Origin of the sequence: Micromonospora luteifusca, assembly GCF_016907275.1 — a bacterium.
Taxonomy (GTDB): domain Bacteria; phylum Actinomycetota; class Actinomycetes; order Mycobacteriales; family Micromonosporaceae; genus Micromonospora; species Micromonospora luteifusca.
The window spans coordinates 7,057,394-7,081,110 of sequence record NZ_JAFBBP010000001.1; the positions used below are offsets into that span (position 1 = coordinate 7,057,394).

20 protein-coding genes are annotated in these 23,717 nt (G+C 72.3%); 4 read left to right on the forward strand and 16 right to left on the reverse strand.

Annotation, left to right across the window (positions count from 1 at the left end):
* Positions 1-37: 37 nt before the first annotated feature.
* The 5 genes from egtC to JOD64_RS32135 all read right to left on the reverse strand — a co-directional run bounded on the left by egtC (position 38) and on the right by JOD64_RS32135 (position 5,164).
* On the reverse strand, positions 38-784 hold the full coding sequence (gene egtC, locus JOD64_RS32115; protein WP_204945706.1) for an ergothioneine biosynthesis protein EgtC: 747 nt from the start codon (positions 782-784) through the stop codon (positions 38-40).
* A 40-nt stretch (positions 785-824) separates the two neighbouring features.
* Positions 825-2,162 carry an ergothioneine biosynthesis protein EgtB gene (egtB, locus tag JOD64_RS32120; protein ID WP_204945707.1) on the reverse strand — a complete coding sequence of 446 codons (1,338 nt, stop codon included), beginning with the start codon at positions 2,160-2,162 and terminating at the stop codon, positions 825-827.
* A gap of 137 nt (positions 2,163-2,299) precedes the next feature.
* The gene (gene egtA, locus JOD64_RS32125; protein WP_204946363.1) at positions 2,300-3,535 is read right to left on the reverse strand and encodes an ergothioneine biosynthesis glutamate--cysteine ligase EgtA; all 1,236 of its coding nucleotides are present in this window, start codon (positions 3,533-3,535) and stop codon (positions 2,300-2,302) included.
* A gap of 158 nt (positions 3,536-3,693) precedes the next feature.
* Entirely contained in the window at positions 3,694-4,485 is a 792-nt protein-coding gene (locus JOD64_RS32130) for a hypothetical protein (protein ID WP_204945709.1), read from the reverse strand.
* Between the two features lie 16 nt (positions 4,486-4,501).
* A complete protein-coding gene (locus JOD64_RS32135) occupies positions 4,502-5,164 on the reverse strand; it encodes an RNA polymerase sigma factor (RefSeq protein WP_204945710.1) in 663 nt (220 codons plus the stop codon).
* Between the two features lie 533 nt (positions 5,165-5,697).
* On the opposite strand from JOD64_RS32135, the gene JOD64_RS32140 reads away from it, so the two are divergent.
* Together JOD64_RS32140 and JOD64_RS32145 are read left to right on the forward strand one after the other, a co-directional pair.
* Positions 5,698-7,071 carry a serine/threonine-protein kinase gene (locus JOD64_RS32140; protein ID WP_204945712.1) on the forward strand — a complete coding sequence of 458 codons (1,374 nt, stop codon included), beginning with the start codon at positions 5,698-5,700 and terminating at the stop codon, positions 7,069-7,071.
* Positions 7,072-7,196: 125 nt separating this feature from the next.
* Positions 7,197-8,459: a nucleotide sugar dehydrogenase gene (locus tag JOD64_RS32145; RefSeq protein WP_204945713.1), complete on the forward strand. Its 1,263-nt coding sequence runs from the start codon at positions 7,197-7,199 to the stop codon at positions 8,457-8,459.
* A gap of 94 nt (positions 8,460-8,553) precedes the next feature.
* On the opposite strand, the gene JOD64_RS32150 is transcribed toward JOD64_RS32145, so the two are convergent.
* From JOD64_RS32150 to JOD64_RS32165, 4 genes are all read right to left on the reverse strand, one after another.
* The gene (locus tag JOD64_RS32150; RefSeq protein WP_204945715.1) at positions 8,554-11,028 is read right to left on the reverse strand and encodes an ABC transporter permease; all 2,475 of its coding nucleotides are present in this window, start codon (positions 11,026-11,028) and stop codon (positions 8,554-8,556) included.
* A gap of 147 nt (positions 11,029-11,175) precedes the next feature.
* Positions 11,176-11,841 (reverse strand): response regulator, encoded by a 666-nt coding sequence (locus JOD64_RS32155; RefSeq protein ID WP_204945717.1) that lies wholly within the window; start codon positions 11,839-11,841, stop codon positions 11,176-11,178.
* Entirely contained in the window at positions 11,838-13,049 is a 1,212-nt protein-coding gene (locus tag JOD64_RS32160) for a sensor histidine kinase (RefSeq protein ID WP_204945718.1), read from the reverse strand. Before JOD64_RS32160 ends, JOD64_RS32155 begins: the two co-directional genes overlap by 4 nt.
* A 25-nt stretch (positions 13,050-13,074) precedes the next feature.
* Complete coding sequence (locus tag JOD64_RS32165) at positions 13,075-13,788, reverse strand: DUF305 domain-containing protein (protein WP_204945720.1); 714 nt, start codon at positions 13,786-13,788, stop codon at positions 13,075-13,077.
* 138 nt (positions 13,789-13,926) lie between these two features.
* On the opposite strand from JOD64_RS32165, the gene JOD64_RS32170 reads away from it, so the two are divergent.
* A complete protein-coding gene (locus JOD64_RS32170; protein ID WP_204945722.1) occupies positions 13,927-15,360 on the forward strand; it encodes an LVIVD repeat-containing protein in 1,434 nt (477 codons plus the stop codon).
* A 74-nt stretch (positions 15,361-15,434) separates the two neighbouring features.
* Here the strand turns inward: JOD64_RS32170 and JOD64_RS32175 are convergent, their stop codons facing one another.
* From JOD64_RS32175 to JOD64_RS32195, 5 genes are all read right to left on the reverse strand, one after another.
* Positions 15,435-17,024 carry an asparagine synthetase B family protein gene (locus JOD64_RS32175; RefSeq protein ID WP_204945723.1) on the reverse strand — a complete coding sequence of 530 codons (1,590 nt, stop codon included), beginning with the start codon at positions 17,022-17,024 and terminating at the stop codon, positions 15,435-15,437.
* A 4-nt stretch (positions 17,025-17,028) separates the two neighbouring features.
* A complete protein-coding gene (locus JOD64_RS32180; protein ID WP_204945725.1) occupies positions 17,029-17,997 on the reverse strand; it encodes a DUF5715 family protein in 969 nt (322 codons plus the stop codon).
* 174 nt (positions 17,998-18,171) lie between these two features.
* Positions 18,172-18,984 carry an isocitrate lyase/PEP mutase family protein gene (locus JOD64_RS32185; RefSeq protein WP_204945726.1) on the reverse strand — a complete coding sequence of 271 codons (813 nt, stop codon included), beginning with the start codon at positions 18,982-18,984 and terminating at the stop codon, positions 18,172-18,174.
* Positions 18,981-19,940: a cytochrome P450 gene (locus JOD64_RS32190; protein WP_307813874.1), complete on the reverse strand. Its 960-nt coding sequence runs from the start codon at positions 19,938-19,940 to the stop codon at positions 18,981-18,983. Before JOD64_RS32190 ends, JOD64_RS32185 begins: the two co-directional genes overlap by 4 nt.
* Before the next feature lie 258 nt (positions 19,941-20,198).
* Entirely contained in the window at positions 20,199-20,942 is a 744-nt protein-coding gene (locus JOD64_RS32195; RefSeq protein WP_204945729.1) for an ArsR/SmtB family transcription factor, read from the reverse strand.
* A 196-nt stretch (positions 20,943-21,138) separates the two neighbouring features.
* Between JOD64_RS32195 and JOD64_RS32200 the strand changes: the two genes are divergently transcribed.
* On the forward strand, positions 21,139-21,834 hold the full coding sequence (locus JOD64_RS32200) for a UCP032817 domain-containing protein (RefSeq protein ID WP_204945730.1): 696 nt from the start codon (positions 21,139-21,141) through the stop codon (positions 21,832-21,834).
* Between the two features lie 24 nt (positions 21,835-21,858).
* Here JOD64_RS32200 and JOD64_RS32205 read toward each other — a convergent pair whose 3' ends face one another.
* Both JOD64_RS32205 and JOD64_RS32210 read right to left on the reverse strand, forming a co-directional pair.
* Entirely contained in the window at positions 21,859-22,377 is a 519-nt protein-coding gene (locus JOD64_RS32205; protein WP_204945732.1) for a 2'-5' RNA ligase family protein, read from the reverse strand.
* 61 nt (positions 22,378-22,438) lie between these two features.
* On the reverse strand, positions 22,439-23,638 hold the full coding sequence (locus tag JOD64_RS32210; RefSeq protein ID WP_204945734.1) for a low temperature requirement protein A: 1,200 nt from the start codon (positions 23,636-23,638) through the stop codon (positions 22,439-22,441).
* Positions 23,639-23,717: the final 79 nt, after the last annotated feature.

The window sequence follows — 23,717 nt, forward strand, 5'->3', positions numbered from 1 at the left end:
TCTGCTCGATCAACCGTTGCGTGCCCGACCGGTGCGCTCACCGCATCGGCAGTGGACGTACCAGCACCTCGCCCGCGGTGGCGGTGACCACATGCCCCTCGGGCACCGCCCGCCACCCGGGGTCGTCGTCGTGCGGCTCGGAGGCGAGCAACACCGAACCCGGCGCCTCGCGTACCGACAAGGCGTGCCCGGCCACGCTGGCCACCGCCCGGCGCCCATCGGTGAGCAGCAGATTGAGCCGTGACCCAGGGGCGGCGGCGGCGACGTCGGCCACCGTCCGACCGACCGCCTCGGCCGGATCCTCACCAGCGCGCAGCCGGTGCCGCACCAGTGCCCAGAGCAACGCCGAGTCGGTGGCGGCGTCCAGGGTGAGCAGGTCACGCACCGGCAGGTCGGCGGCGAGCGGCACCACCGCGTCCGGCCAACCGCGGACCACACCGTTGTGGCTGAACAGCCACCGCCCCTCGGCGAAGGGCGCGGCGGCGCCGTCGAGCACTGCCATCCCGACGGTGGCCGAACGCACTGCCGCGAGCAGCGCGCCGGTACGGGTCACCGCGGCGAGCTGAGCGATGGTCGGGTCACTCCAGATCGGCTGCGCCCGCCGGTAGCGCACCGGCTCACCGTCGCCCGGATACCAGCCGACGCCGAACCCGTCGGCATTGATGGTGCCGCCGCCACGCATGTCGCGGGGCGCCCACGACTGCCGCACCAGCGAGTACGCGGGGTCGAACAGAACCTCGGCCAGAGTGACCGGCGGCCCCAGGTAGGCCAGGTGGCGACACATCAGCGCACCTCGCCCGCCGGGCCACCGGACGTGCGGCACCTCACCGGTACGACTCCTCCGGTCGGGCGTCACGGGCGCAGCGGAAACCGCTGAAGATCTGCCGGCGGATCGGATAGTCCCAGTTGCGGAAGGTGCCCCGACAGGCCGAACGGTCGGTGCCGAACGAGCCACCGCGCAACACCCGGTAGTCATCACCGAAGAAGACCTCCGAGTACTCGCGGTAGGGAAACGCGGTGAAGCCCGGATGCCCCGTAAACGTGGTCGACGTCCACTCCCACACGTCACCGATGAGCTGGTGCACGCCCAACGGCGAGGCACCGGCCGGGTACGCGCCCACCGGCGCCGGCCGCAGATGGCGTTGGTCGAGGTTGGCGTGGGCCTCGGTCGGGTCGTCATCGCCCCAGGGGTACCGGCGGGACCGCCCGGTCGTCGGGTCCCAACGGGCCGCCTTCTCCCACTCCGCCTCGGTCGGCAACCGCTTACCGGCCCACGCCGCGTACGCCTGCGCCTCGTACCAGCACACGTGCACCACCGGCTCGTCGGCGCGGACCCGACTCCACTGGCCGAAACGCCGGTACGACCATTCGTCGCCGTCCCGACGCCAGTGCATCGGCGCGCTGAGCTGCTCCCGAAGCCGATGCGCCCAGCCGGCCGGGCTCCACCAGCGCTGATCGGTGTAACCACCGTCGGCCAGGAAGGCCGCGTACTGACCATTGGTGACCGGGGCGGCGTCGATGACGTACGCCGGCAGGTCGACGCGGTGCGCGGGGCGTTCGTTGTCCAGAGCCCACGGGTCGGTGTCGGTGCCCATCATGAAGTCGCCGGCCGGCACCAGCACCTCACCGCCGACCCGAGCGGACGGCTCGGGCGGCGGCGGAGCGTGCAGCACCGTCGACCCCGAGCGCAGTTGGTGGGTGGCGAGCATGGTCTCGTCGTGCTGCTGCTCGTGCTGCACGATCATGCCGAAGGCGAACCCGTCGGCGACCAGCGGCCGCTCGGTGAAAGCCACCGTGTCGAGCAGATCGTGCACCTTGTCCCGGACGGTGCCCAGGTAGGCGCGCGCCTCGGCGGGCGGCAGCAGCGGCAGCGCGGGGCGATCCCGTCGCGGCTGCTTGAACGCGTCGTAGAGCTCGTCGATGTCGCACCGGACCGGCTCGCGGCCCCCGAGGTCGCGGACCAGCCAGAGCTCCTCCTGGTTGCCCACGTGGGCGAGGTCCCAGACGAGCGGCGACATCAACGGTGAGTGTTGGCGCATCAGGTCGGCGTCGTCGACCACCTCGGTCAGCAGCATGGTGCGGGACCGGGCCCGAGCCAACTCCACCGCGATCCGCTCACGCAACTGTTCCCCGTCGACGTGCCCCGTCGTACTCGCGGTCACTGATTCACTCCTCGCACTCACCACAGCCCCATCCGTTCGCGACTGCGGGGCTCGCAACCCCGGCTCACTCCTCGCACTCACCACAGCCCCATCCGTTCGCGACTGCGGGGCTCGCAACCCCGGCTCACTCCTCGCACTCACCACAGCCGCCTTTCCGCGGCGGCCAACCGCCGTCGTACGCCTCGGTGGATCTCGTCGTGGATGCTGGCCGGCAGGTCCAGCCGGGGCAGCGTGGTCAGGGCCAGTTCGAGCAGCGCCGCCGCGGCGGCAGCCAGCGCCGGGTCGGCGAGGCCGTGGCGGGCGGCTGCCGACCAGCGGTGCGCCACCGGTGCGGCGATCGCGTACGCCCCGCGCACCGTGCCCGCGTCGGTGAACAGGGCGCTCAGCACCGCCAGCGGAAGCCGCCAGTCCCGGTCGGGTTGGGCGTCCAGGTAGCGCAGTTCCAGGTAGCCGCGCGGCCGCACGGGCGGAAAGAGGGTGCTGACGTGGTAGTCGAGGTCGTCGGTGGTCGGCGGGCGGGGCAGGGCGCCATCGAGCCAGTCGGCGAACGTCACGTTCGGGGGCGGCGCCCAGTCGGGGCCCTGCCGGCGCAGGCAGAGCAGCGGCGCGGCGAGCACGTACCGGATCCAGCTGACGGTCGGGTCCTCGTCGACTCGGCCGGGCGTCCAGACCGGTCGGGTGCGGGCCGGATCGATGGCCAGCCAGGCGGCCATCCGCGCGGAGGCCCACCCGGTGCGCCGCCCGGCGTGCCGGCCGGCCGAGGCGAACACCGCGAGCAGCGGTGGTCCGACCGCGTGGGCGGCCCCCCAGCGTGCCGCGACCTGGTCCGGCTCGCCGGCGTCGAGACAGACCTGCAGGCCGGCGGTGCTGTACATCATTGTGCGGCCGGCTGGACCGTGCCGGTCGAAGGCGACGCGCATCGCGCGGTAGCGGGGAGTTTCCAGCACCGGGCGGGGCCGTCGGTGTGGGTCGATGCCGCTGCGGCCGAGGACCAGCCCGGCGGCGGCCAGCAGGTCGGTGACCTGGGCAATGTCGGCCTCGGTGGCCTGCATCAACGCGGTGACCGAGGGACGGGGCGGGGTCGAGATCTCCAACTGGCCACCGGGCTCCAGGGTCACCGTGCCGCCGTGTCGCAGCGGCTCGGCCGGGCTGGTGGCATCAAGCGTGGCGGGGCTGTGCCTCCCCAGCGCCGCCCGCAGCCGCGTCGGGTCGACGGGGCGGGCGGGATCGGCGGCGTCGTGCACAGTCCATTCCAATTCGACGCCGGTGAGTGTCGGTGGGCCGGTCTTGAAGCAGATCCGGGCGAGGTGCCGGCCTGCGGCTGCGGACTCGCGCAGGATGCCGCTGCGGTCCAGCTCGGGTGACGTCACCAACGGTCGGGGCCCCCTCTCCGTCTGCCGGCTCCGGGACACTGTGCCACCGTAAACCCGCCCACCGACACCGCCGGGGGCGTGTACGACGCCACCAATCTCTGTCTAACAGACGAATTTCCTGTGCAGGGCGGAACGGAGACCCGCCTGCCGCCGGCCATTCACCTGCGGGTGGGTTGGCCCGTCGGCGGGGGTGGCGACTTGGGCTTCACCGGTTCGGACGGCGTGGGCTCGGGCACCAGCCGTCGGCAGTACGCCTCGACCTGCTCGACGCTGCCGGCGGCGGTCACCAGCCTCTCGAAGGCCGGCGTCCCCAACGCCTTCTCCCGCTGGTCGGGCTTCTTGGCCTGCCAGGAGCGGCAGAGGCCGTGCAACTGGCCCTCGGGCGAGGTGCGAGCCGGCGGTGTGCCCGGAGACGGCATGCCAGGAGACGGCGGGCCGTGGGACGGTGTGCCGGCCGACGGAGTACCCGGGGACACCGACCGTCCGGGCTCGCCGGACGTGGACGCCCCCTCGTCGGGGGTGGGTGACGTGCTGGACGGCGCCGGTGGGACCGGGTCCGGCGCCCGGTCCCGGGTGGTGACCGCGGCGAAGGCTGCGCCCGCCGTGGCGGTGGCCGCCACCGCGCCGATCCAGGCCAGCGCGCCGGTGGTCAGCCGACGACGGCGCGGCCGGTGTGGCACGGACGGCGCCGGGTTCGCCCGCGCGGCCCGGAACGCGGCCAGCGCGGCCGCCTCACCGGCCAACTCTCCGGGACGAACCGGGCCGGCGGCTGCGGCGAGCAACCCGGCCACCGGCTCGGCTGGGGCAGGCCCGCGGACCTGAGGTGACGTTGTTTCCTCGTCGGGCGTCGCGGCGCGGCGGGACTGATCTGACGCGGTGTGCACGCTGGCACGGGCCGAGTCGAGCAGCCGTTCGGTTTCGGCATGGTCGGCCCGCCGGAACGGGTTCATCCGGAATCCCCTCACGTCAGCCGTCCGCCGGCTCGGCGTGCGGTGCTGGCCGCCCGTTCGGCGAAGCCGTCGACGCCCGCAGGGATGAGCCGCTGCCCGGGCGGGGCGGCGGTACGCCCTCGACCCCCGCGGACGGCTCGGCCGTGGTCTGCCGCTCAAGCAGGGCTGCGAGTCGTCGCAAACCTCGGTGGGCGGCGGTCCGGACGGCACCGGCCCGGCGGCCCAGCACCCGACCGGCGGATCCCGCGTCCAGCCCGATCACGGCCCTCAGCAGGACCGCTTCGGCCTCGCGAGGAGGCAGGGTGGCGATCAGCGCCAGGGCGGTCTCGGTGCTGATCGTCTCGCTGGCATCCTCGGCCGTGTCCGCATCGCTGGCCAGGTCGACGAGCGCCTGCACCGGGACCGGCAGGGACGGTCGGCGGCGCATCCGGCGCAGGTGGTCCATCGCCCGGTTGCGGGCGATCGTGACGATCCAGGCGCGGAATTCGCCACCGGTGAAGTTGGGCAGGTCGCGGGAGATCTGCAACCAGGTCTCGGAAGCGACGTCCTCGGCGTCCGCGCCGACGAGGGCGGTCAGATATCGCAGCAGACCCGGCTGGAGGCTGCGGTACAGAAGGCGGAACGCGTCCTCGTCCCCAGCCTGCGCCGCGCTGACCGTCTCCGACAGCTCGCCGGTCATCCGCGGCCCGCAGAGTGTCCGGCGCGTGCCAGCCCGACCGGCCGCGGTGCGGCGGACCACGCGGTACGACTCGTCCGCCCGCTCAGCACCCGCACCGCCCTCCGCCGATCTCTTCCCGCCCGCGACCGGGGTCGACGGTCGAGGTGCCTGGTGGGCCAACGCCGGGTGGTCGGCTCGGCGCGCTGCCCGCCGAGGTCACCGGGCGGACCCGAGCCGGGCTAACGCTAGGGCGGGCCCAGCGGCGCGACAAGTCGGCGCCTTGTCACGGAAGAGTGACAATTATCAACCCTGCGGCACGGCGTGTCGTCGTCACGGCCAGTAACCCAGGGGCGCGAATCACGCCTGGAGGCGTCCTGTCGCCACCGCCGGGCACCCGTACGTCGAAATATGTCGGGTTTCGTCACGGCATGTCGTCACGCCGTCACAGAGACGCGGCGTCCACACAGGTCACGCGGGATGAGCCGATCCGTTTCACTCGTTCGGCCGACCGGCCGTGGCGCACCGCCGCGCGCCGCTCTGGGTACGGTATTGCCGTGTTGTCATCGGAGGTCGTGCTCAGCGGTCGGTACCGCTTGGACGAACGTGTCGCCACCGGCGGTATGGGCGACGTCTGGCGTGCCTCGGACCTGATCCTCGGCCGGCAGGTCGCGGTCAAGGTTCTGCTGCCAGCACTGGTCTCCGACCCCGACTTCATCGCCCGATTCCGGGCCGAGGCGCGGATCATGGCGGCGCTGCGGCACCCCGGCATCGTGCAGGTCTTTGACTGCGGAGCCGACGATCTGCCCGAAGGCGGCCGGGCGGACTACCTGGTCATGGAGTTCGTCGACGGCGAGCCGTTGTCCAAGCGGATCGAGACGGCCGGCCGACTCGACGTGGCCGAGACGATGTCGATCGTGGCCCAGGCGGCCGCGGCACTGAACGCGGCGCACCGCGGCGGCATCGTGCACCGCGACGTCAAGCCCAGCAACCTGCTGGTGCACGAGGACGGCACGGTCGTCCTGGTCGACTTCGGCGTGGCCCGCTCCACCGACATCACCAGCATCACCAGCACCAACGCGGTGCCCGGCACCGCCCTCTACATGGCCCCCGAGCAGGCCGCCGGCCGGCCGGTCAGCGGTGCCACCGACATCTACGCGCTGGGCGCGGTCACCTACTGCTGCCTCACCGGCAGTCCACCGTTCACCGGCGACAACCCGCTCCAGGTTGCCGTTCGACACCTGGACGACGAGCCGCCGGAGCTGCCGAACGAGATCCCGGAGGCGGTCCGCGCCCTGGTGTCCCGGGCCCTGGCCAAGGATCCGCTGGATCGGTTCACCACCGGCGCGGCGATGGCCGAGGCCGCTCGGACCGCGGTGACCGGCGGGGAGCCGCCGACAGCGATGGCGACCGCCGTTCCGCTGCGGGACGCCGGGCCGGGAGCCGGCACGGACGTGCTGGCCGGCGCGGCGGTGGCGAGTGGGACCCGGGGTCAGCGCCGGCGTGGGCCACTGGTCGGCGCTGGGGTGGCCATGCTGGTCGCGCTGGTCGGGCTCGGCGCGGCACTGGGCGCGATGCGCAACATCGGCGACGTTCCGGCGGTCGAACTGCCGACCACCTCGCCGACCACGACACCGGCCGGCCCGCTGGATCTGCCGGCGGCGAACGAGCAGGTCACCAGCACCGAGACGAGTCGGCCCGATCGGCCACCCGCTCCCGGCGTCTCCCCGTCGGCCTCGGTCCCCACCAGGGCGAGCACGACGCCCAGCCAGACATCCAGCCCGCCGACGCCGACAACGACGCCGACGGTGACCGCCGCGCCGACCACTTCCCCGTCAGATGAGCCTACGACGACCCCGCCAGCCCCGCCCACGTCGAACCCGCCAGAGAGCCCGCCGCCGCCCGGTCCCGAGGGACCGCAGGCCGGCTGAGGGGCGACGGTTCTGCCCGCCGCGACAGCCCCACCAGCACCGATATCCCCAAAACGGACTTGAGGAGTCGAAAGCGCCCCTAGGCTCACAGCAGGCTATTTCCACCATCTGCTGCGGGAGCCTGTGTGAGCGCTGAGAAGCTGGTCGTGATCGGTCAGGGGTACGTCGGACTGCCGTTGGCAATGCGCGCCGTCGAGGCGGGGCTGGACGTCGTCGGCCTCGACGTCGACGCCGACCGGGTGAAGCGTCTCGCCGCCGGCGAGTCGTTCGTCGAGGACATCCCGACCGACCGGCTGGGCCGGGCGTTGGGAAGTGGCCGGTACAACCCCAGCACGGAGTACACCGATGCCGAAGGCTTCGACATCTGCGTCATCACCGTGCCGACGCCGCTGCGCGACGGCACTCCCGACCTGAGCTTCGTCGAGCAGGCGGGCGTCGGCATCGGCCCGTACGTGCGCCCGGGCTGCACGGTGATCCTGGAATCGACCACGTACCCCGGCACCACTGAGGAGCTGCTGCGCCCGCTGCTGGAATCGGCGAGCGGGCTGCACAGCCCCGGCGACTTCCATCTCGGCTACAGCCCGGAGCGGATCGACCCGGGCAATCCGACCTGGCGGCTGGAGAACACCCCGAAGGTGGTCTCCGGTGTGGACCCGACGTCACTGGCGCGGGTGGACGAGTTCTACCAGCGCCTCGTGGAACACACCGTGCCGGTGGGCTCCACCCGCGTCGCCGAGCTGACCAAGCTGATCGAGAACACCTTCCGCCAGGTCAACATCGCGCTGATCAACGAGCTGACCATGCTCTCGCACCACCTCGACATCGACGTCTGGCAGGCGATCGACGCCGCGGAGACCAAGCCGTTCGGTTTCCTGCCGTTCCGGCCCGGGCCCGGCGTCGGCGGGCACTGTCTGCCGATCGACCCGTGCTATCTCTCGTGGCAGGTCAAGCGCCGCCTCGGCCGGCAGTTCCGCTTCATCGAACTGGCCAACGACATCAACCACGAGATGCCCGAGCACGTCGCGCAGCGAATCATGGCGGGGCTGAACCGGAACGGTCGTGCGGTCAGCGGCGCCCGGTTGCTGCTGCTCGGACTGGCGTACAAGAAGAACACCGGTGACATGCGGGACTCCCCCGCGGTCGACGTGGCCCGCCGACTGCAGGCCCTCGGGGCGCAGGTCCACGCGGTCGAGCCGTACGCCGAGGCGCACCAGATCCCGGCGGGGGTCACCGTGGTCGGACTCACCGAGCACGAGGTGCGTGCCGCGGACGCGGTGGTGGTGGTCACCGACCACGACACCTTCGACTACGACCTGGTGGTCCAGCACGCCGACTACGTCTTCGACACCCGCAACCGGTGCGTCGGCCCCATGGTCGAGCGCCTGTAGACCCGGCACCGCTGGCCGGTCCCGCCGCCGGGGAAGACGGCGGGGCCGGCCGGCGGATGTCCGCCGGTTCACCCCGGACGGCGGCTCCGGCCGGTCACTGGTCGGCGAGCGCCTCGACGACCGGGCGGGACAGCGCCCGGCGGGCCGGCAGGACCGAGGCGAGCAGGGCGGCCAGCACCGCGACGCCGAGGATCAACCCGAGTTGGCCGAGCGGCAGCACCACGTGGAAGTCCCCGCCGAGGCGGGCCAGCAGGGCCATCGCGGAGGCGCTGACGCCGGTGCCCAGCCCGACCCCGAGCACGGCACCGACCAGCGCCATCAGCCCCGCCTCGACGGCGAGCACTGCCCGCATCCGCCCTCGGGTGAGCCCGACCGCCCGCAGTACGGCGTTCTCCCTGGTGCGCTCGACCACCGACAGGCTCAGCGTGTTCGCCACGCCGACCAGGGCGATCACCACGGCGAGGCCGAGCAGGGCGGTGACGAGGGCGAGCATCATGTCCACCGTGCCGGTGAGCATCTTCTTGTACGCGCCCTGGTCCATCAGGTTCACCGTCGGGTAGCTGCCCAGGACCGCCTCGATCGCGTCCCGGGCCCGCTCGGCGCTCACCCCGGCGGCGGGGTCGATCTCGGCCAGAACGCCCCGCTGAGCGGGGAAGAGCGCGGTGAAGTCCGCGTCGGCCATGTCGATGACGTGACCGGCGGGCGCACCATTGCCGGGTGTGTCGTCGGTGACCACGGCGGCCACCCGGAACGACCGGCCCCCGACGGTCACCGGTGAGCCGACCTGCCAGCCGCGTGCCTGGGCCAACTCCCGGTGCACCAGCACCTGCCCCGGCCCGACCCGATGGGCGTCGCCGGCCAGCACCCCGCGCAGCGTCCGGGCGACCAGAGCCGGGTCGGCCGCGCGAATCTCGACGTCGGCGACGACCGTGCTGCGCTGCTCGTGCACCACACCCAACTCGGGGCGGGCGGCAAGCTCACCGGCGAGCGCGGCGGGCAGGTCCTGACCGATTCCGACGACCACGAAGTCCGTCCCGATCTGGGCGTCCACGCTGCGTTCGATGCCGTCCTTGGTGCTGCGTCCGCCAACCACGAATGCCGACACGAGCCCGATCCCGATCACCAGGGCGGTGGCGGTGGCGGCGACCCGCCGCGGATTGCGGACCGTGTTGGCCACCGCCAGCTCACCAATCGTGCCGAGCACATGACGTGCCGGCCAGCCGAACACCCGGGCCAGCGCCGGGACGAGCACCGGCCCGAACAGCACGATCCCGAAGAAGGTCAGCACCCCGCCGACGGCCACCAGCAGCACCTGACCGGCGCTGGCGGCGCCGACCAGCGCGGCGACACCGACGGCCAGCACCAGCGCGCCGAAGGTCAGCCGCACTCGACCGGCACTCCGGCTCGGCTGCACGGCGGCGTCGGTGAGCGCGGCCACCGGAGCGACCCGGGTCCCCCGCCAGGCCGGAAGCAGGGCGGCGCACACGGTGAGCGCGGTGCCCAGCAGCAGACCGGTCAGCACGGTCGAACCGGTCACGGTCAGGCCGCCGCTGACCGGTACGTCCAGTCGGGACATCAGCAGCCGGATCCCGCCGGCGAGGGCCACCCCGAGCAGCACACCGAGCGCCGAGGCGACCAGCCCCAGCACCGCCGACTCCAGCAGGGCGGCCCAGAAGACCTGCCCTCGGGTGGCACCGATCAGGCGCAGCAGCGCGGTTCGCCGGGTGCGCTGTGCCAGCACGATCGCGAAGGTGTTGGCGATCACGAAGCCGGCCACCACCATGGCGACTCCCACGAAGATCAACAGCAGCATCTGGAACATGCCCAGGTTGCGGACCGCGTTCTCGACGGCCTCGTCGAGGATCTGCTGGCGACTCTTCACGGTGAATTCCCCGCCGGCCACGGCGCGCAGCTCATCGGCCAGCGCCGCGACGGAGGCACCCGGTCGCGCCGCCACCATGATGCGGCCATAGCCCCGCTCGCCGGTGAGTGCCAGCGCATCCGGCCCGACCAGGCCGACGAACGGACCACCAACGTCGCGGGCGGTGCCAGCGACATCGACGGTGCCAACCAGGGTGTACGAGCGAGCCGCGCCGCCGGTACCGCCGACGCGGATCGCGGTGCCGAGCGTGAAGCCCTCCTCGGCCACCGTCGGCGCGTCGAGCACCACCTCCCCGGCACGGTCGGGCAACCGGCCGGCGACCACGTCGTACGAGCGCAGAGCGTCCTCGGTGGGGATGGCGACGAGCGTGGTGAAGCCCAGCACCGGGCGACCGTCGGCACCGAGGAGCCCGGCGGTGTTGGTCAGCTCACCGGCCGCGGCGGCCACCCCGTCGACCGCGCGTACCCGGTTGACGAGGGTCGGGGGCAACAACTCACGGCCGGACGAGTAGACCCCCAGGTCGGTGTGCCGGTCGAAGGTGCCGGCCCGCGCGTACGCCCCGGCGCGCATCCCGTCGACGAACATCATGGTGCCGGCGACGAATGCGACACCGAGCACGACGGCCAGGGCGGAGAGCAGCATGCGCAGTGCCTCGGCGCGTAACGAGCGCAGGGTCAGGCGGATCATGCGGGGCTCCCGGTGCAGGTGGTGGATCGGACCCCTCCGACGCTATGGCCGGAGCTGGTCGGTCGTTCTCCACCTGCGCGCTCGACCTGCGTGCGACCCGGGTCGCGGTGCGCCCGCCAACCCCTACGCCCCAGGTCGTACGCGGAGTCATCCGCCGGGTGTCACCAGCCCGCTCTCGTACGCCAGCACCACCACCTGGACCCGGTCGCGCAGCTGGAGCTTCGCCAGGATCCGCCCGACGTGGGTCTTCACCGTCGCCTCGGCCACGTGCATCTGGGCGGCGATCTCCGCGTTGGACAGCCCCTCTGCGACCAACAGCAGCACCTCCCGTTCCCGTTCGGTGAGCTGGGTGAGGCGAGGGTCTGCGCTCGGGGCGCTGCCGAGCTGCCCGGCGAACCGGTCCAGCAGCCGCCGGGTGATCGACGGGGCGACCACCGAGTCGCCCTGGGCCACCACCCGGATCGCGGCCAGCAGCTCCTCCGGCGGAACGTTCTTGAGCAGGAACCCGCTCGCCCCGGCCTGCAGGGCGGCGAACGCGTCGGCCTCGGTGTCGAAGGTGGTCAGCACCAGCACCCGGGGCAGGCCGGTGGGCCGCTCGGCGCAGAGCCGGCGGGTCGCCTCCACCCCGTCCATGGTCGGCATCCGAATGTCCATCACGACCACGTCGGCCTCGGTGCGAGCGAGCACCCGCAGGGCGTCCGCACCGTCGATCGCCTCCCCGACCACCTCCAGGTCGGGCTGGGAGTCCAGCACCATCCGAAACCCGGCGCGCACCAGCGCCTGGTCGTCCACGATCACCACCCGGACCGTCATGCCGCGATCACCTCCGTTGCCGGATCCGACGGTAGCGGTAGCCGGACCTGGACCTGCCAGCCCCCGGCCGGCCGGGGGCCGGCGGTGAGGCTGCCGTCGTACACCGTCACCCGCTCCCGCATGCCGAGCAGACCGTGACCGCCGGACGGCGCCGGGCTGACCAGCGGGCGACCGCGACCGTCGTCGCGGACCCGGACCTCGACGGCCTCGGTGGTGTACGCCAGGGTGACCTCGACGGCGGCGTCGACGCCGGCGTGCTTGAGCGCGTTGGTCAGCGCCTCCTGCACCACCCGGTAGACGGTCAGCTCCAGCCCCGGGGGCAGGGCCGGCGGTTCGCCGGTGACGGTGCTGCGGATGTACAGCCCGGCGTCGCCGAACCGGGCCAGCAGGTCGGGCAACTCGGCCAGGACCAGGCGCCGGTGCTCCGGGTCGGCGGCCACCGCGAGCGCGTCCCCGCCGGACGGCCCGGCGTCACGCAGGACGCCGACCAACCGGCGCATCTCCTCCAGTGCGGCCCGGCCGGTGTCCGCGACCACCTTCACGGCGGTACGGGCCTGGGCGGGGTCACGGTCGAGCATGAACCGGGCACCGTCGGCCTGGACGATCATCACCGCCATGCTGTGGGCAACCACGTCGTGCAGCTCACGGGCGATCCGGGTGCGTTCCTCGGCGACCGCCGCCCGGGACTCGGCCTCGCGCTCACGTTCCAGGGTCGTGGCCCGTTCCTCCAGGCTGAGCACGTAGAGGCGGTGGGTCCGCACGTTCAGCGCGACCAGCCACACCGCGCCGGTGACCAGCGCGTACCACAACGCGGTCACCCACCAAATGAGGACGCCCGGGGTCTGCACGGCGGCGAGCACCGCGCCCACGGCGGCGACCGCGCCGGCGAGCACCCCGTCGCGCAGCCGCTCGCCGTACTTCACCACGCTGTAGAGCGCGATCAGAATGGCGATGTCGAAGGGCAGCGGACCCCACTGGGCAATCACCTGCACCAGGCCGAGCGCCGCGACCACCACGGTCACCGCGCCCGGATGCCCGCGGCGGAACAGCAGCGCCACGGCCATCCCCACACAGACCAGCGCGCCCGCCCAGCCGCCCGGCAGATTGACCGCGCCGGCCAGGCCGATGAGGGCCACCACGGCGGAGACGGCCACGTCGAAGGCGACTCCGGGCAGCGGGCGACCGAACATCGTGCGTGTCACGGTCACCCAGCGTACGTGCTGCGGGGCCCGCTCAGCGGGTGAGGACCTCGCGCATTCGCTCGATCTCGACGGTCTGCTCGGTGGCGACCGAGTTGGCGAACTCGTTGAGCGTCAGGTCGGAACCGACGGTGAGCAGGTTGGTGGCCAACTCGATGGCGCCCTCGTGGTGCGCGGTCATCATCTGCACGAAGAGCCGGTCGAAGTCCGCGCCACGGACCGCGGCGAGCTGCCGCATCGCCTCGGCTGACTGCATGCCGCGCATGGTGCCGTGGTCGTGCCCCTGGATCTCCGCCGGGAGGCCCCGGGTCTGCAACCAGCCACGCATCACGCCCATCTCCGGGCCCTGGCTGGCGCGGATCCGATCGGCGAGGGCCCGGATGTCGGGGTCGGCGGCGCGGTCTGGAGCGAGCTCCGCCATGGCCAGGGCCTGTGCGTGGTGCGGGATCATCATCCGGACGAACCAGACGTCCATCGAGTTGTGCGGTGCGGGGCCGGCGTCGCGGACCTCGTGGGCGGCCCGGGTGGTCGCCGACTCACCCGGGCGGCCGGGCGCGATGACGGTCAGGTCGGTGGGTACGGGGCTGGCGGTCGGCGTCGCGGCGGGGGCGGGGGTGGCGGTCGCGGAGGCCGACCGCGCGGCGCCGGTTGGGGCGTCGCCCCCGGCGCGGATCACGATGAAGGCCACCAGCGGAAGCACGAGCGCCAGTGTGACGATCGTCAGGGTTCGTGCGCGCCGGTCGGTCATGGGCCACTCCCTGGTGTCGAGGTCATCGCGATGCTATCCATTGAAGAACCCGCTTTGGTGTGAGCCAGATCACATCGACGTTCATCGTCGGACGGTAAGGTGTCGACCATCATCTCCCCCTTGCGAAGGGCCTCGCCGATGATCAGACTCCACATGCCTCGGTTACGACAACTCCGCCTCGTGGCGCTCGCCACGGCCGGCCTGCTCGTCGCCAGCGCGCTCGTCGCCCCCGCGAGCAACGCCCAGGTCGTGCCGCAGTCGGCCCCCGCCAACACGATCCCCGGTGTCGACGAGATCGTGAGCAGCCCCAACCTGCGCCAGATCGCCAACGTGCCAAAGGTCGCACCACTGGACTCGACCAACAGCGACATCGCCTTCCAGGGCAGGTACGCGTTCGCCGGCAACTACAACGGCTTCGTCATCTACGACATCTCGCGGCCCAGCGCGCCGACGGTCAAGGCCCGGGTGCTCTGCCCGGGGTCGCAGAACGACATCTCCGTCCACGGCGATCTGCTCTTCCTCTCCACCGACTCGCCGCGCAGCGACGACTCCTGCGCCAGCACCTCGGTGCCGTCGTCGGAGACGAAGTGGGAGGGCATCAAGGTCTTCGACATCAAGGACAAGGCCAACCCGCGCTACCTCAAGTCGGTGCAGACGGCCTGCGGCTCGCACACCCACACGCTGGTGCCGGCGAAGGACAAGAAGTCGGTCTACCTGTACGTCTCGTCGTACGGGCCGTCGGAGACCTACGTCGGGTGCCCGCCGCCGCACGACTCCATCTCCATCGTCAAGGTGCCGCTGAAGAAGCCCACCGAGGCGGCGGTGGTCGCCATGCCGAACCTCTTCCCGGACGGCGGCTACCCCGGCATTCCACGGGAGAAGTCGGCGACCAGCGGCTGCCACGACATCACCGTCTACCCGTCGAAGGACCTGGCCGCCGGCGCCTGCATGGGTGACGGCGTGCTGTTCGACATCAAGAACCGGGAGGCGCCCCGGGTCATCAACCGGATCCGGGACGAGGCCAACTTCTCGTTCTGGCACTCGGCCACCTTCAACAACTCCGGCACCAAGGTGATCTTCACCGACGAGCTGGGTGGTGGCGGGGCGGCGACCTGCAACGAGGCCACCGGACCCAACCGGGGCGCGGACGCCATCTACGACATCACCGGCCGCGGTGACGCCCGGAAGATGACCTTCCGCAGCTACTACAAGATCCCCCGGATGAACGCCGACACCGAGAACTGCGTGGCGCACAACGGCTCGCTGGTCCCGGTGCTCGGTCGGGACATCATGGTCCAGGCGTGGTACCAGGGCGGCATCTCGGTCTGGGACTTCACCGACTCGGCCAAGCCGAAGGAGATCGCCTTCTGGGAGCGCGGCCCGCTCTCGGCCGACACCCTCGTCGGCGGCGGCACCTGGTCCGCGTACTACTACAACGGCCACATCTACTCCAACGACATGGTGAAGGGCCTGGACGTCCTGGAGCTGAACGACTGGCGGACCTGGACGGCCAAGCTGACCCGTTACAACGAGCTGAACGTGCAGACCCAACCCAGTTACCTGGGCTGGTAGGCACCACGCACCACGCCAGGCCCGGTCCCCGGTCTCGGGGGCCGGGCCTGGCCACGTTCGACTGGTGGGGCCGGTCAGCCGCGGGCCGGGCGCGGGCCGACCAGGCGGCGGACCACCGGGGCGGCGTTCCACTTCGCCGCACCGACGAGGTCGCGGGCGTGCTCCAGAACGGTGTAGTCGGGCCGGTCCATCCCGTCGGCGATGGCCCGGTCGAGGTCGTTGCCACACCGGCTCAGCACGGTGTCGAAGTCCCGGCGCACCGGCTCCTGCAGGTCGTAGCCGAACGAGCGGTGCAGCCGGGCGAACAGCGGCTTGTACAGCCGGACCCGCTCGTGCAACCCCGAGGAGTACGACATCGGGTTCTTTCCTCGGCGCAGGATGTAGTCGGGTAGCACGTCGGCGAACGCCCGCCGGACGATCCACTTCTCCTGACCGTGGCGCAGCTTCAGATCCAGCGGCAGCCGCATGGCCAGCTCCACCACGCTCAGGTCGAGGAAGGGCACCCGGGCCTCCACCCCGTGCGCCATGGCGGCCCGGTCGACCCGCTGCAACTCCGTCCGACACAGGTTGCGGATCCGGTGCAGGAACAGTCGCCGGGCCGCGGCCGGGGCGACCTGGTGGTACATCGGGTACCCGCCGAACAGTTCGTCGGAGCCGTCGCCGGTGAGCACCACCTTGATCCCCAGCTCGCCCAGCCGCCGGAAGATCGGCACCGAGACGACCGCGTTGATGATGTCGCCGTACTCGGTCAGCTCGGAGATCCGGATGGCCTCGCGCACGTCGGCGAGCCGGATGTCGCGCGGACGCAGCTCGACCACGACGTGCGGCACGTCCAGGTCGGCGGCGAGCCGCCGGGCGTACGCGACGTCGGGGCTGTCCGCGGCACCGACCGTCACCGCGACGCAGTCCGGGTGGATGTCGCGGACCTGCCGCAGGGTCACCGAGCTGTCCAGCCCACCGGAGAGCACCACCCCGACGGTCAGGTCGGTCTCCACCCGCATCCGGATGGCGTCGCTCAGCGCGGCACGGACGAGCAGGGCGGCCTCGTCCGGGTCGTCGACGACCGGCAGGCCCTCGCCGATGGTGAGCAGGTCGACGTACGGGCGCAGTCGCACGTGCCCGTCCGCCTCCGCCCAGCCGTGGTGCCCGGGTGGCACCTCGGCGATCGGGGCCCCGTGCCCGACGAGCGCCTTGACCTCGGAGGCGAGGTGCAGGCAACCGGGCCGACGGGACCAGTACAGCGGCTTGACCCCGAGTGGGTCGCGAGCCAGGTACGCCCGGCCGGTGGCCCGCTCGACGACGGCGAACGCGTACTCACCGCGGAGCCGGGTCACCGCGGCCTCGCCCCACTGCTGGAACGCGGCGAGCAGCACCTCGGTGTCGCTCTCGGTGCGAAACGCCTGACCCAGGCGGGTCAGTTGCGCCCGCAGCTCCCGGTAGTTGAAGATCTCGCCGTTGAAGCAGAGCAGCCAGCGTTCGTCGGTCGAGGTCCACGGTTGCACCGCCCGATCCCGGTCGACGACCCGGAGCCGGCGGGTGCCGGCGAGCAGCCCGCTCTCGGACCGGGTTTCGGTGACCTCACCGCGAGGGGCCAGGACGGCGAGCATCCGCCGGAAGGTCGCCGGGTCGGCCTCGGGGCCGATGCTCAACGCGATGCCGCACACCGGCTCAGACCCCCATCTCGGCCTCGTACGCCCGGCGGAGGCGACGCCGGGCGGAGGGCGCTAGGCACAGGTGCCAGGCCTGCCCCTCGTCGATCACGTTGATCTCGCCGGTCTCCTGCCGGGCCAGCAGCAGCTCCGCCAGCGCCTCCCGGGCACCGAAACGCTCGAACCAGCTCAGCTCGACGTCGACGGAGTAGCCGAGGCAGTGCCCGCTGGGCAGCATGGCGGCGTAGCCCAGGCGGCGCAGTCGGTACTGGTGTTCGGCACTGCGGACCAGGCTGGTCACCCACAGCGGCGGGGTGTTCGGTGGCGCGGCGGCGGCGAACTCCCGCGCGAGGTCGTTGAGCAGCGCCACCACCTCCCGGCGGGCACGACGGAACAGCAGCCCGGCGGTCCGCGGTGTGGCGTCCGGGCGCAGTCGACGTCGCAGCCCGCGGGCGGCGCGGCCCAGCATGGTGGCGGGCTGCTCCTGGTAGCGGAACCGCAGCAGGTCGCGGCGGCGCAACCACTCCAGGTCGACGAGGTCGGCGCTGCCGTTGACCTGGTCGTCGGTGACGAACGTCGGAGCGTCCTGCCACCACAGCACGTCGATGCGGGAGAGCAGGTAGATCCGCACCAGCGCGGTGAGGTCACGGGCCGAGGTGCGCTCGTTCGGCTGGTAGCGGGCCATCTCCAGCAGCAGCGTCTCGCGCGCCCCGATCAGCCCCTGCGGGGTGGCGTCGAGGACGCCGGCGAGCGCTGGCTCCCGCAGCCGCTCGTCGATCAGCACCTGGCGGGCCCGGGTGCTGGCTGCGTCGGCCAGAGCGCCGACCTCGACCAGCAGCTCGGCGACGGCGGCCCGGTAGGCGGCCAGGTCGGGCTCGGTGGCGGGGCGGCGGCGGGGCGGCGTGCCGGAGGGCCGGCGGCGGGCCGGCGCGGTGGGCGAGACGGGCGGACCGGGTTGCTGTCCCGGGCTACGACTGGGCACTCGCATGACGGGGTCCCTTCTCCGATCACGGCACTGGGTGATCGCCCTAAAACACACCGTAATCAGCCGGACCGGAATGGACCGAACAATCCTCCGATTCACCCCGAAGGGAGCCCGACGTCAGGTTTGTGCGGGGCCGGACCGGTGGGTCCGGCCCCGCACCCGGCCAGGTGGGAGCCGTCAGTCGCCGTCCGCCGGCACCAGGCCCTGCACCTCGGCGTACGACGGCAGCCCGTCCAGCACGGCAAGCCCTCCGGCGGGGACCCCGTCGGCGCGAATCCCGTCGGCGGTGGCGAGGGCGGCGGCCAGCGCAACCCGGAAGAGCAGGGAGCCGGTGCTGACCCGGGCCACCCCGGCGCGGCCCAGGTCGTCCAACCCCGGCCCACCCGGCTGGTACAGCGCGTTCAGCGGAGCGTCGATCCGTTGGGTGAGCGCACGCAGCGTCGCCAGGTCGACGGTGCCGGGCACGAAGATCCCGTCGGCGCCGGCGGCCCGGTAGGCACGGGCGCGGGCGATGGTCTGCGGCAACGGGTCGTCCACCCCGAGCCACCAGGTGTCGGTACGGGCGTTGACGAACAGGTCCGGCACCGCCGCCTTCACCGCGGCGACCTTGTCGGCGGTGCAGGCCGGATCGGCCAGGGTGCCGTCGGCGCGGCCGTCCTCCAGGTTGATCCCGACCACGCCGTGCCCGGCCAACTCCGCCACGTACTCGGCGACCGCCGCCGGATCGTCGCTGAACCCGGCCTCGACGTCGACGCTGAGCAGCACCGGGAGGCGGGCGAGCCGACGGGCCAGGGCCAGGGTTTCCACGGCGGTGGCCCCGGTGCCGTCGGGTCGCCCGGCGGTCGCGGCGACCCCGAGGCTGGTGGTGCCGACCGCCCGGTGACCGCGCGCGGCGAGCGCCGCCGCCGAGGCATGGTCCCAGGCGTTCGGCAGCAGCAGCGGTCGGCCGTTGTGGTGCAGGGCGCGAAACTCCACACGACGGTTGGTCATCGGACGCTCACCTCCAGGGTCTTCGGAACCGTCAGGGTCGGGTGCGGCTCGTGGCACAGCGGGGCACGGGTGCGCCGGCAACGTTCGCGCAGCACGTCGAACACCCCGGTGGCGAGGGCCAGGGCCTGCCGGTCGCCGGGGCAGCCACGCTCCCCGGCCCCGAAGGTCAGCAGGCCAGCACCGGGTCGACCCGGCCGGAACGCCGCCGGCTCGGCGAACACCTGCGGGTCACGGTTGGCCGCGTCGAAACGCAGGAGCATCTGGCTGCCCGCCGGCAGATCCCGCCCACCCAGTCGCACCTCCGTCGTGGTGATCCGCCGGGTCGCCCGTACCGGCGGATCGAGCCGCAACACCTCCGCCAACAACTGCGCCGTCCCCGCCGCGTCTGGCGAGTCGCCGCCGGCCAGGCTGCCGGGCGGAGGCAGCAGGTGGTGGGCGGCGGCGCCGATCAGGCCGGCGGTCGCGTCGCACGCCTGCACCAGCAGACCGATCAGGTTCGCGCGTACCTCCGGTGCGGCCGGCGGCACCACCGCCAGCAGCGTCGCCACCGCCCGGTCGGCCCGCCGGACCAGAGCCACGTCAACCCCCGGGTGGTACGCCGCCGCGACGACCGCGACCGCCGTCCCGGCGGCTGTCGGATCGGCGAAACCGAGGCGCTCGGCCAGCACCCGCAGTGGCACCGGTCGGGCCAGTTCACGCATCACGTCGAGGCGGCCACCGGCACGGTCCAGGACGGCGACGGTCAACCGGGCCGCCTCGTCGCGCAGCTCGTCCGGGTCCAGCGCGCCCAGCGCGTCAACCACGATCGCCCGGCGCTCGGCGTGCCGTTGCGAGGTGCTGAACCGGCTGACCGAGGCACGCAGCCAGGCGAGCGTGCCGTACGGGCCGCTGTCGACGGCCGGCACCTCGAACGCCGGGTGGGTCAGCGCCGTCCGTACGTCCGCGTGCCGCGTCACCCACCAACCGCGCTCGGGTTCGAACGAGGGCGGGCCGCACGCTGGCAGCGACGCAGCGGGCGCAAGGTGGGGCCAGATGTCAGGCACCGGCCGACCGTAGAACCGGAACCGTTCGCCCCCCACCGAACGATCCCGCCCCGCGCTCTTCGGCCAAGATCATGCTCGATCCTGGATCCAGTGATGTCCTGGCCCGCGGAGGCCACTGAATCCATGATGTAGCGCCCTGCGCCGCGCGTGCGGTCCTGCGTGGCGCGCGGGTCACGCTCGGCCGCTGGCGGGTGCCGGGGACGGGGTGGGAGCGAGGGTCTGTTCGGGGACGTCCAGGGTTTCGGCGAGGGCGGTGCGGCCGGTCGGGGTGAGGCGGACCGCGCGGCCGGCGCCCGGCGTGATCCAGCCCCGGTCGACGAAGCAGCGGCAGAGCGCGGCACCGAGCGCTCCAGCCAGGTGCGGACGGCGCTCGGTCCAGTCCAGGCAGTCGCGGACCACCGGGCGTCGAGCGGTGCGCACGACGTGCACCGGTACGCCCAGTTCGGCCGCCCACGCCCACCCATCGGGGGTCAGCGCCAAGCCGCCGGAGCGGTCCAGCCGTCCGTCGGCCAGCAGCGCGTCGTACATCAGCACGCCCAACCGCCCGGCCAGGTGGTCGTAGCAGGTCCGGGCGTACGCCAAGGCGCCGTTGGCGTTGGCCGCGCGCAGCGACCCAGCCGGCGCGGGTGGGGCCGGGGCGTGCCCGGCCAGGTCCTCGATCAGTTGGGCCACCGACGGCCCGGCCAGCCGCAGGTAGCGGTGGCGGCCCTGCCGCTCCTCGACCAGCAGGCCACCACGGACCAGGCGGGTGAGGTGGTCGCTGGCCGTCGACGGCGCGACACCGGCCCGCCGGGCCAGTTCGCCGGCCGTCCAGGCCCGGCCGTCGAGCAGCGCGACGCAGATGCCGGCCCGGGTGTCGTCGGCCAGCAGGGCCGCCAACTCGGCCATCCCGCGGCCCTCGGTGCCACCACTCATGGCTCCATCATCGCCCCAACGGGCGGCGTACCGACCATCCGGGCCCGGTGCGAGGCAGACGAGCGGGACGTACCACGTCGAACGCGTCTGCGTCCGATGACGCGCTTGCCCACTGCCTTACGCTGAAGGGGCCACGGCGCCACCACGGCAAGTCGTGGCCTTAGCGCTCGCACCCTGGGCGGATAGAAGTAGCCGCATGAACTGGACGAAGTTCAGAAGCGACCGCACCCCTCGCCGACTCCGCGCCGTTGCCGACCTGCAGTTCCCTGCCAGCGCGCGTGAGCATCTACGGAATCAGCATCCCCAGCTCAGCGACGACGACATCGTCCTCGTCGAAACCGCGACCCGGCAGTGGTTCCGGCTCGTCACCCGTCACACCAGTGCGAAGCTGTCGATGCCGTCGGTGGTGGTGGACGATCTGTGGCAGGCGCTGGCCCTGCACACGCAGGACTACGCCGCTTTCTGCGACGCCGCGTTCGGGCGCCTTGTGCAGCATGAGCCGAGGTCCGCGACAGGCGGTGCCACGACCACCGCCGTTCGCAGCTCCGAACTGCTCGCCACGCTGAATTACGGCCGCCTGGACGAGGGTTGTGGGCCGACCGACCTTCCCCTGCTGTTCCGGGTGGACCAGGAGCTCCGCGTCCGCGATGGCAACCGCTACCTGGCCGACTGCGGAGGCCGGGGCGAATGCTTCCCGGTCTCCGGCCGGGTCTGTCTGCAACACCTCGCAGGGCCGGGTAAGCGAACCAGGCCACGCGGCATTCGCGGCGATCTGCCCTTCCTCGACGGCCGACACGGCTACGCCGGTGGTGCGGGCGGCACTGACGGCGGCGAGTTCGGTGGCGGGGGCGGAGGCGGGGGCGGCGGCGACGGTAGTGGGGGCAACAACTGAGACCCCGACGACGCCGCGATGGCGCTAGCGGAGCCGGCCCAGCCGGCTCACCGTCCGGTCCGCGCCATCGTAGCTGCGGGCGGCCTCGAACTCGCCCGTCGGGCGCTGCCCGCCCGCAACAGCCCGAGCCAGCCGCAGATCCGCGTTGCGGAACCGCAGCGCCAGGCTCAGGTGTGGCATCCACGCGCCCGGCGCGTGCCAGGGTCGAAGCCCGTCAGCCTCGGCGAGGATGTCCCAGACGGCGGCGTGCAGCGAAGCCAGTGCCGGCGTTGGCCGGACGAGCCAGACCAACGGGGCGCTGCCGTCGAGGACGACGACGCGATCGAGTGTGACCGGTAGTGGCAGCGCGGCGTCGAACAGCTCGGCCAGTCGGTGCTGGACGCCGGGCGGGAAATCGTCCACCGCGGCGAGGGTGAGGTGCGGTCGGTTGGTCGGATGGATGTTGCGGGCCAGGCTGGGCAGTCCTGCCGCCGCCAACCGCTCCCAGGTCGACCGGACCGCAGCGTCCAACCCGGCCGAGCAGACCAGTTCCACCGTACGCACGCGCCCACGCTAGTCGGGCGGTCGGCGCCACCCCTACCGATCAGGACCGGGCACGCTCCTTCTAACGCGTCTGACGGAGGGGGACGTCCTCGCCCGACACCGGGTTGATTCCGCCCGCGATCCGGGCCCGGTGGGTCAGGTCGAAGATGGCGACGGTGGTGATGGTCGCCGCGCCGAGCAGGCCCACCGCCAGCGGCGGGAGTTGCGCCGCCACCGGGCTCAGGGCCAGACATGCCACCACGGCCGCGAGGCAGTGCTTCGTCAGACGGTCGAACACCCAGATCTCGAAGATCATCCGTCCGACGAGGAAGGTCAGTGGCCCGATCAGAATCGCCACGACGTTACCGGCCGACCGCTCTGCGTCGGGCTCCTTGAGCATCAACTCCCCGCCGATGCCGGTGAGCAGGATGCCCGCCACCATCACCAGGTGGGTGTAGCTCGCCCGCAGGTTGAGCCGGTACGGGTCCACAGCGGTGTTGATCTTCGCGGCGAGGCTGGTCGTGGTGCGATAGAAGTAGGTCCACCAGAGGAAGACCACAGTCCAGAAGGTGAGCAGAAACGCGGTGGTGTCCTGCAGATCCCGCGGCGACAGCCGGTAGAAGTTGCCGGTGGCGAGGATCGTCTCGCCGAGGGCCAGGATGATGAACTGCCGGTACCGCTCGTTCAGGTGTTCGCCCGCGAGACGCCACTCGTTCGCGCGTGCCCGACCGAGCCATGGGACAGGCCATCCGAAGACCGGCGCCAAGTAGTCGATCGCCAGGGCGCACGCCCACCACAGGGCCCGCGCTTCGCCGCCGCTGGACGCGGCCCCGGCGAACCAGATCGTCGCGGACATCAGATACCAGACGATTCCCCGGACCGGCCGACGCCAGGCCGGGGTACCGCGCAGATAGAGGGCCATGACCAGGGTACGGCCGAGGTGGATCCCGAGGTACGCGCTCACGAAGACGAAGCCCTGATCACCGAACGCGTCCGGAACGTTGATGGACATCAACAGACTGCCGAGCATCACGCAGATGATCAGGACCTGCACGGTGGGTCGTTCGCAGTCGAGGCTGTCGGTGGCCAGGTTGGTGTTGTACCAGATCCACCAGAAGGCGAGCAGGAAGATCACGGCTTGCGCGTCGGCGAGCAAGCTGGGCTCCTCGACCAGGGTCGCCGACAGACGGCCGAGGGTGAAGATGAAGACGAGGTCGAAGAACAGCTCGACGGCACTGGAACGCACCGGGTCGACCGGACCCGCCGCGACCTTCCTGGGCATTTGCCTATCTTCGCAGCCGACTCGGAGACGAGGACTCGACTGCCTTTATTGATCAGCGCCGTAGAGCGTTCGTCCGTCC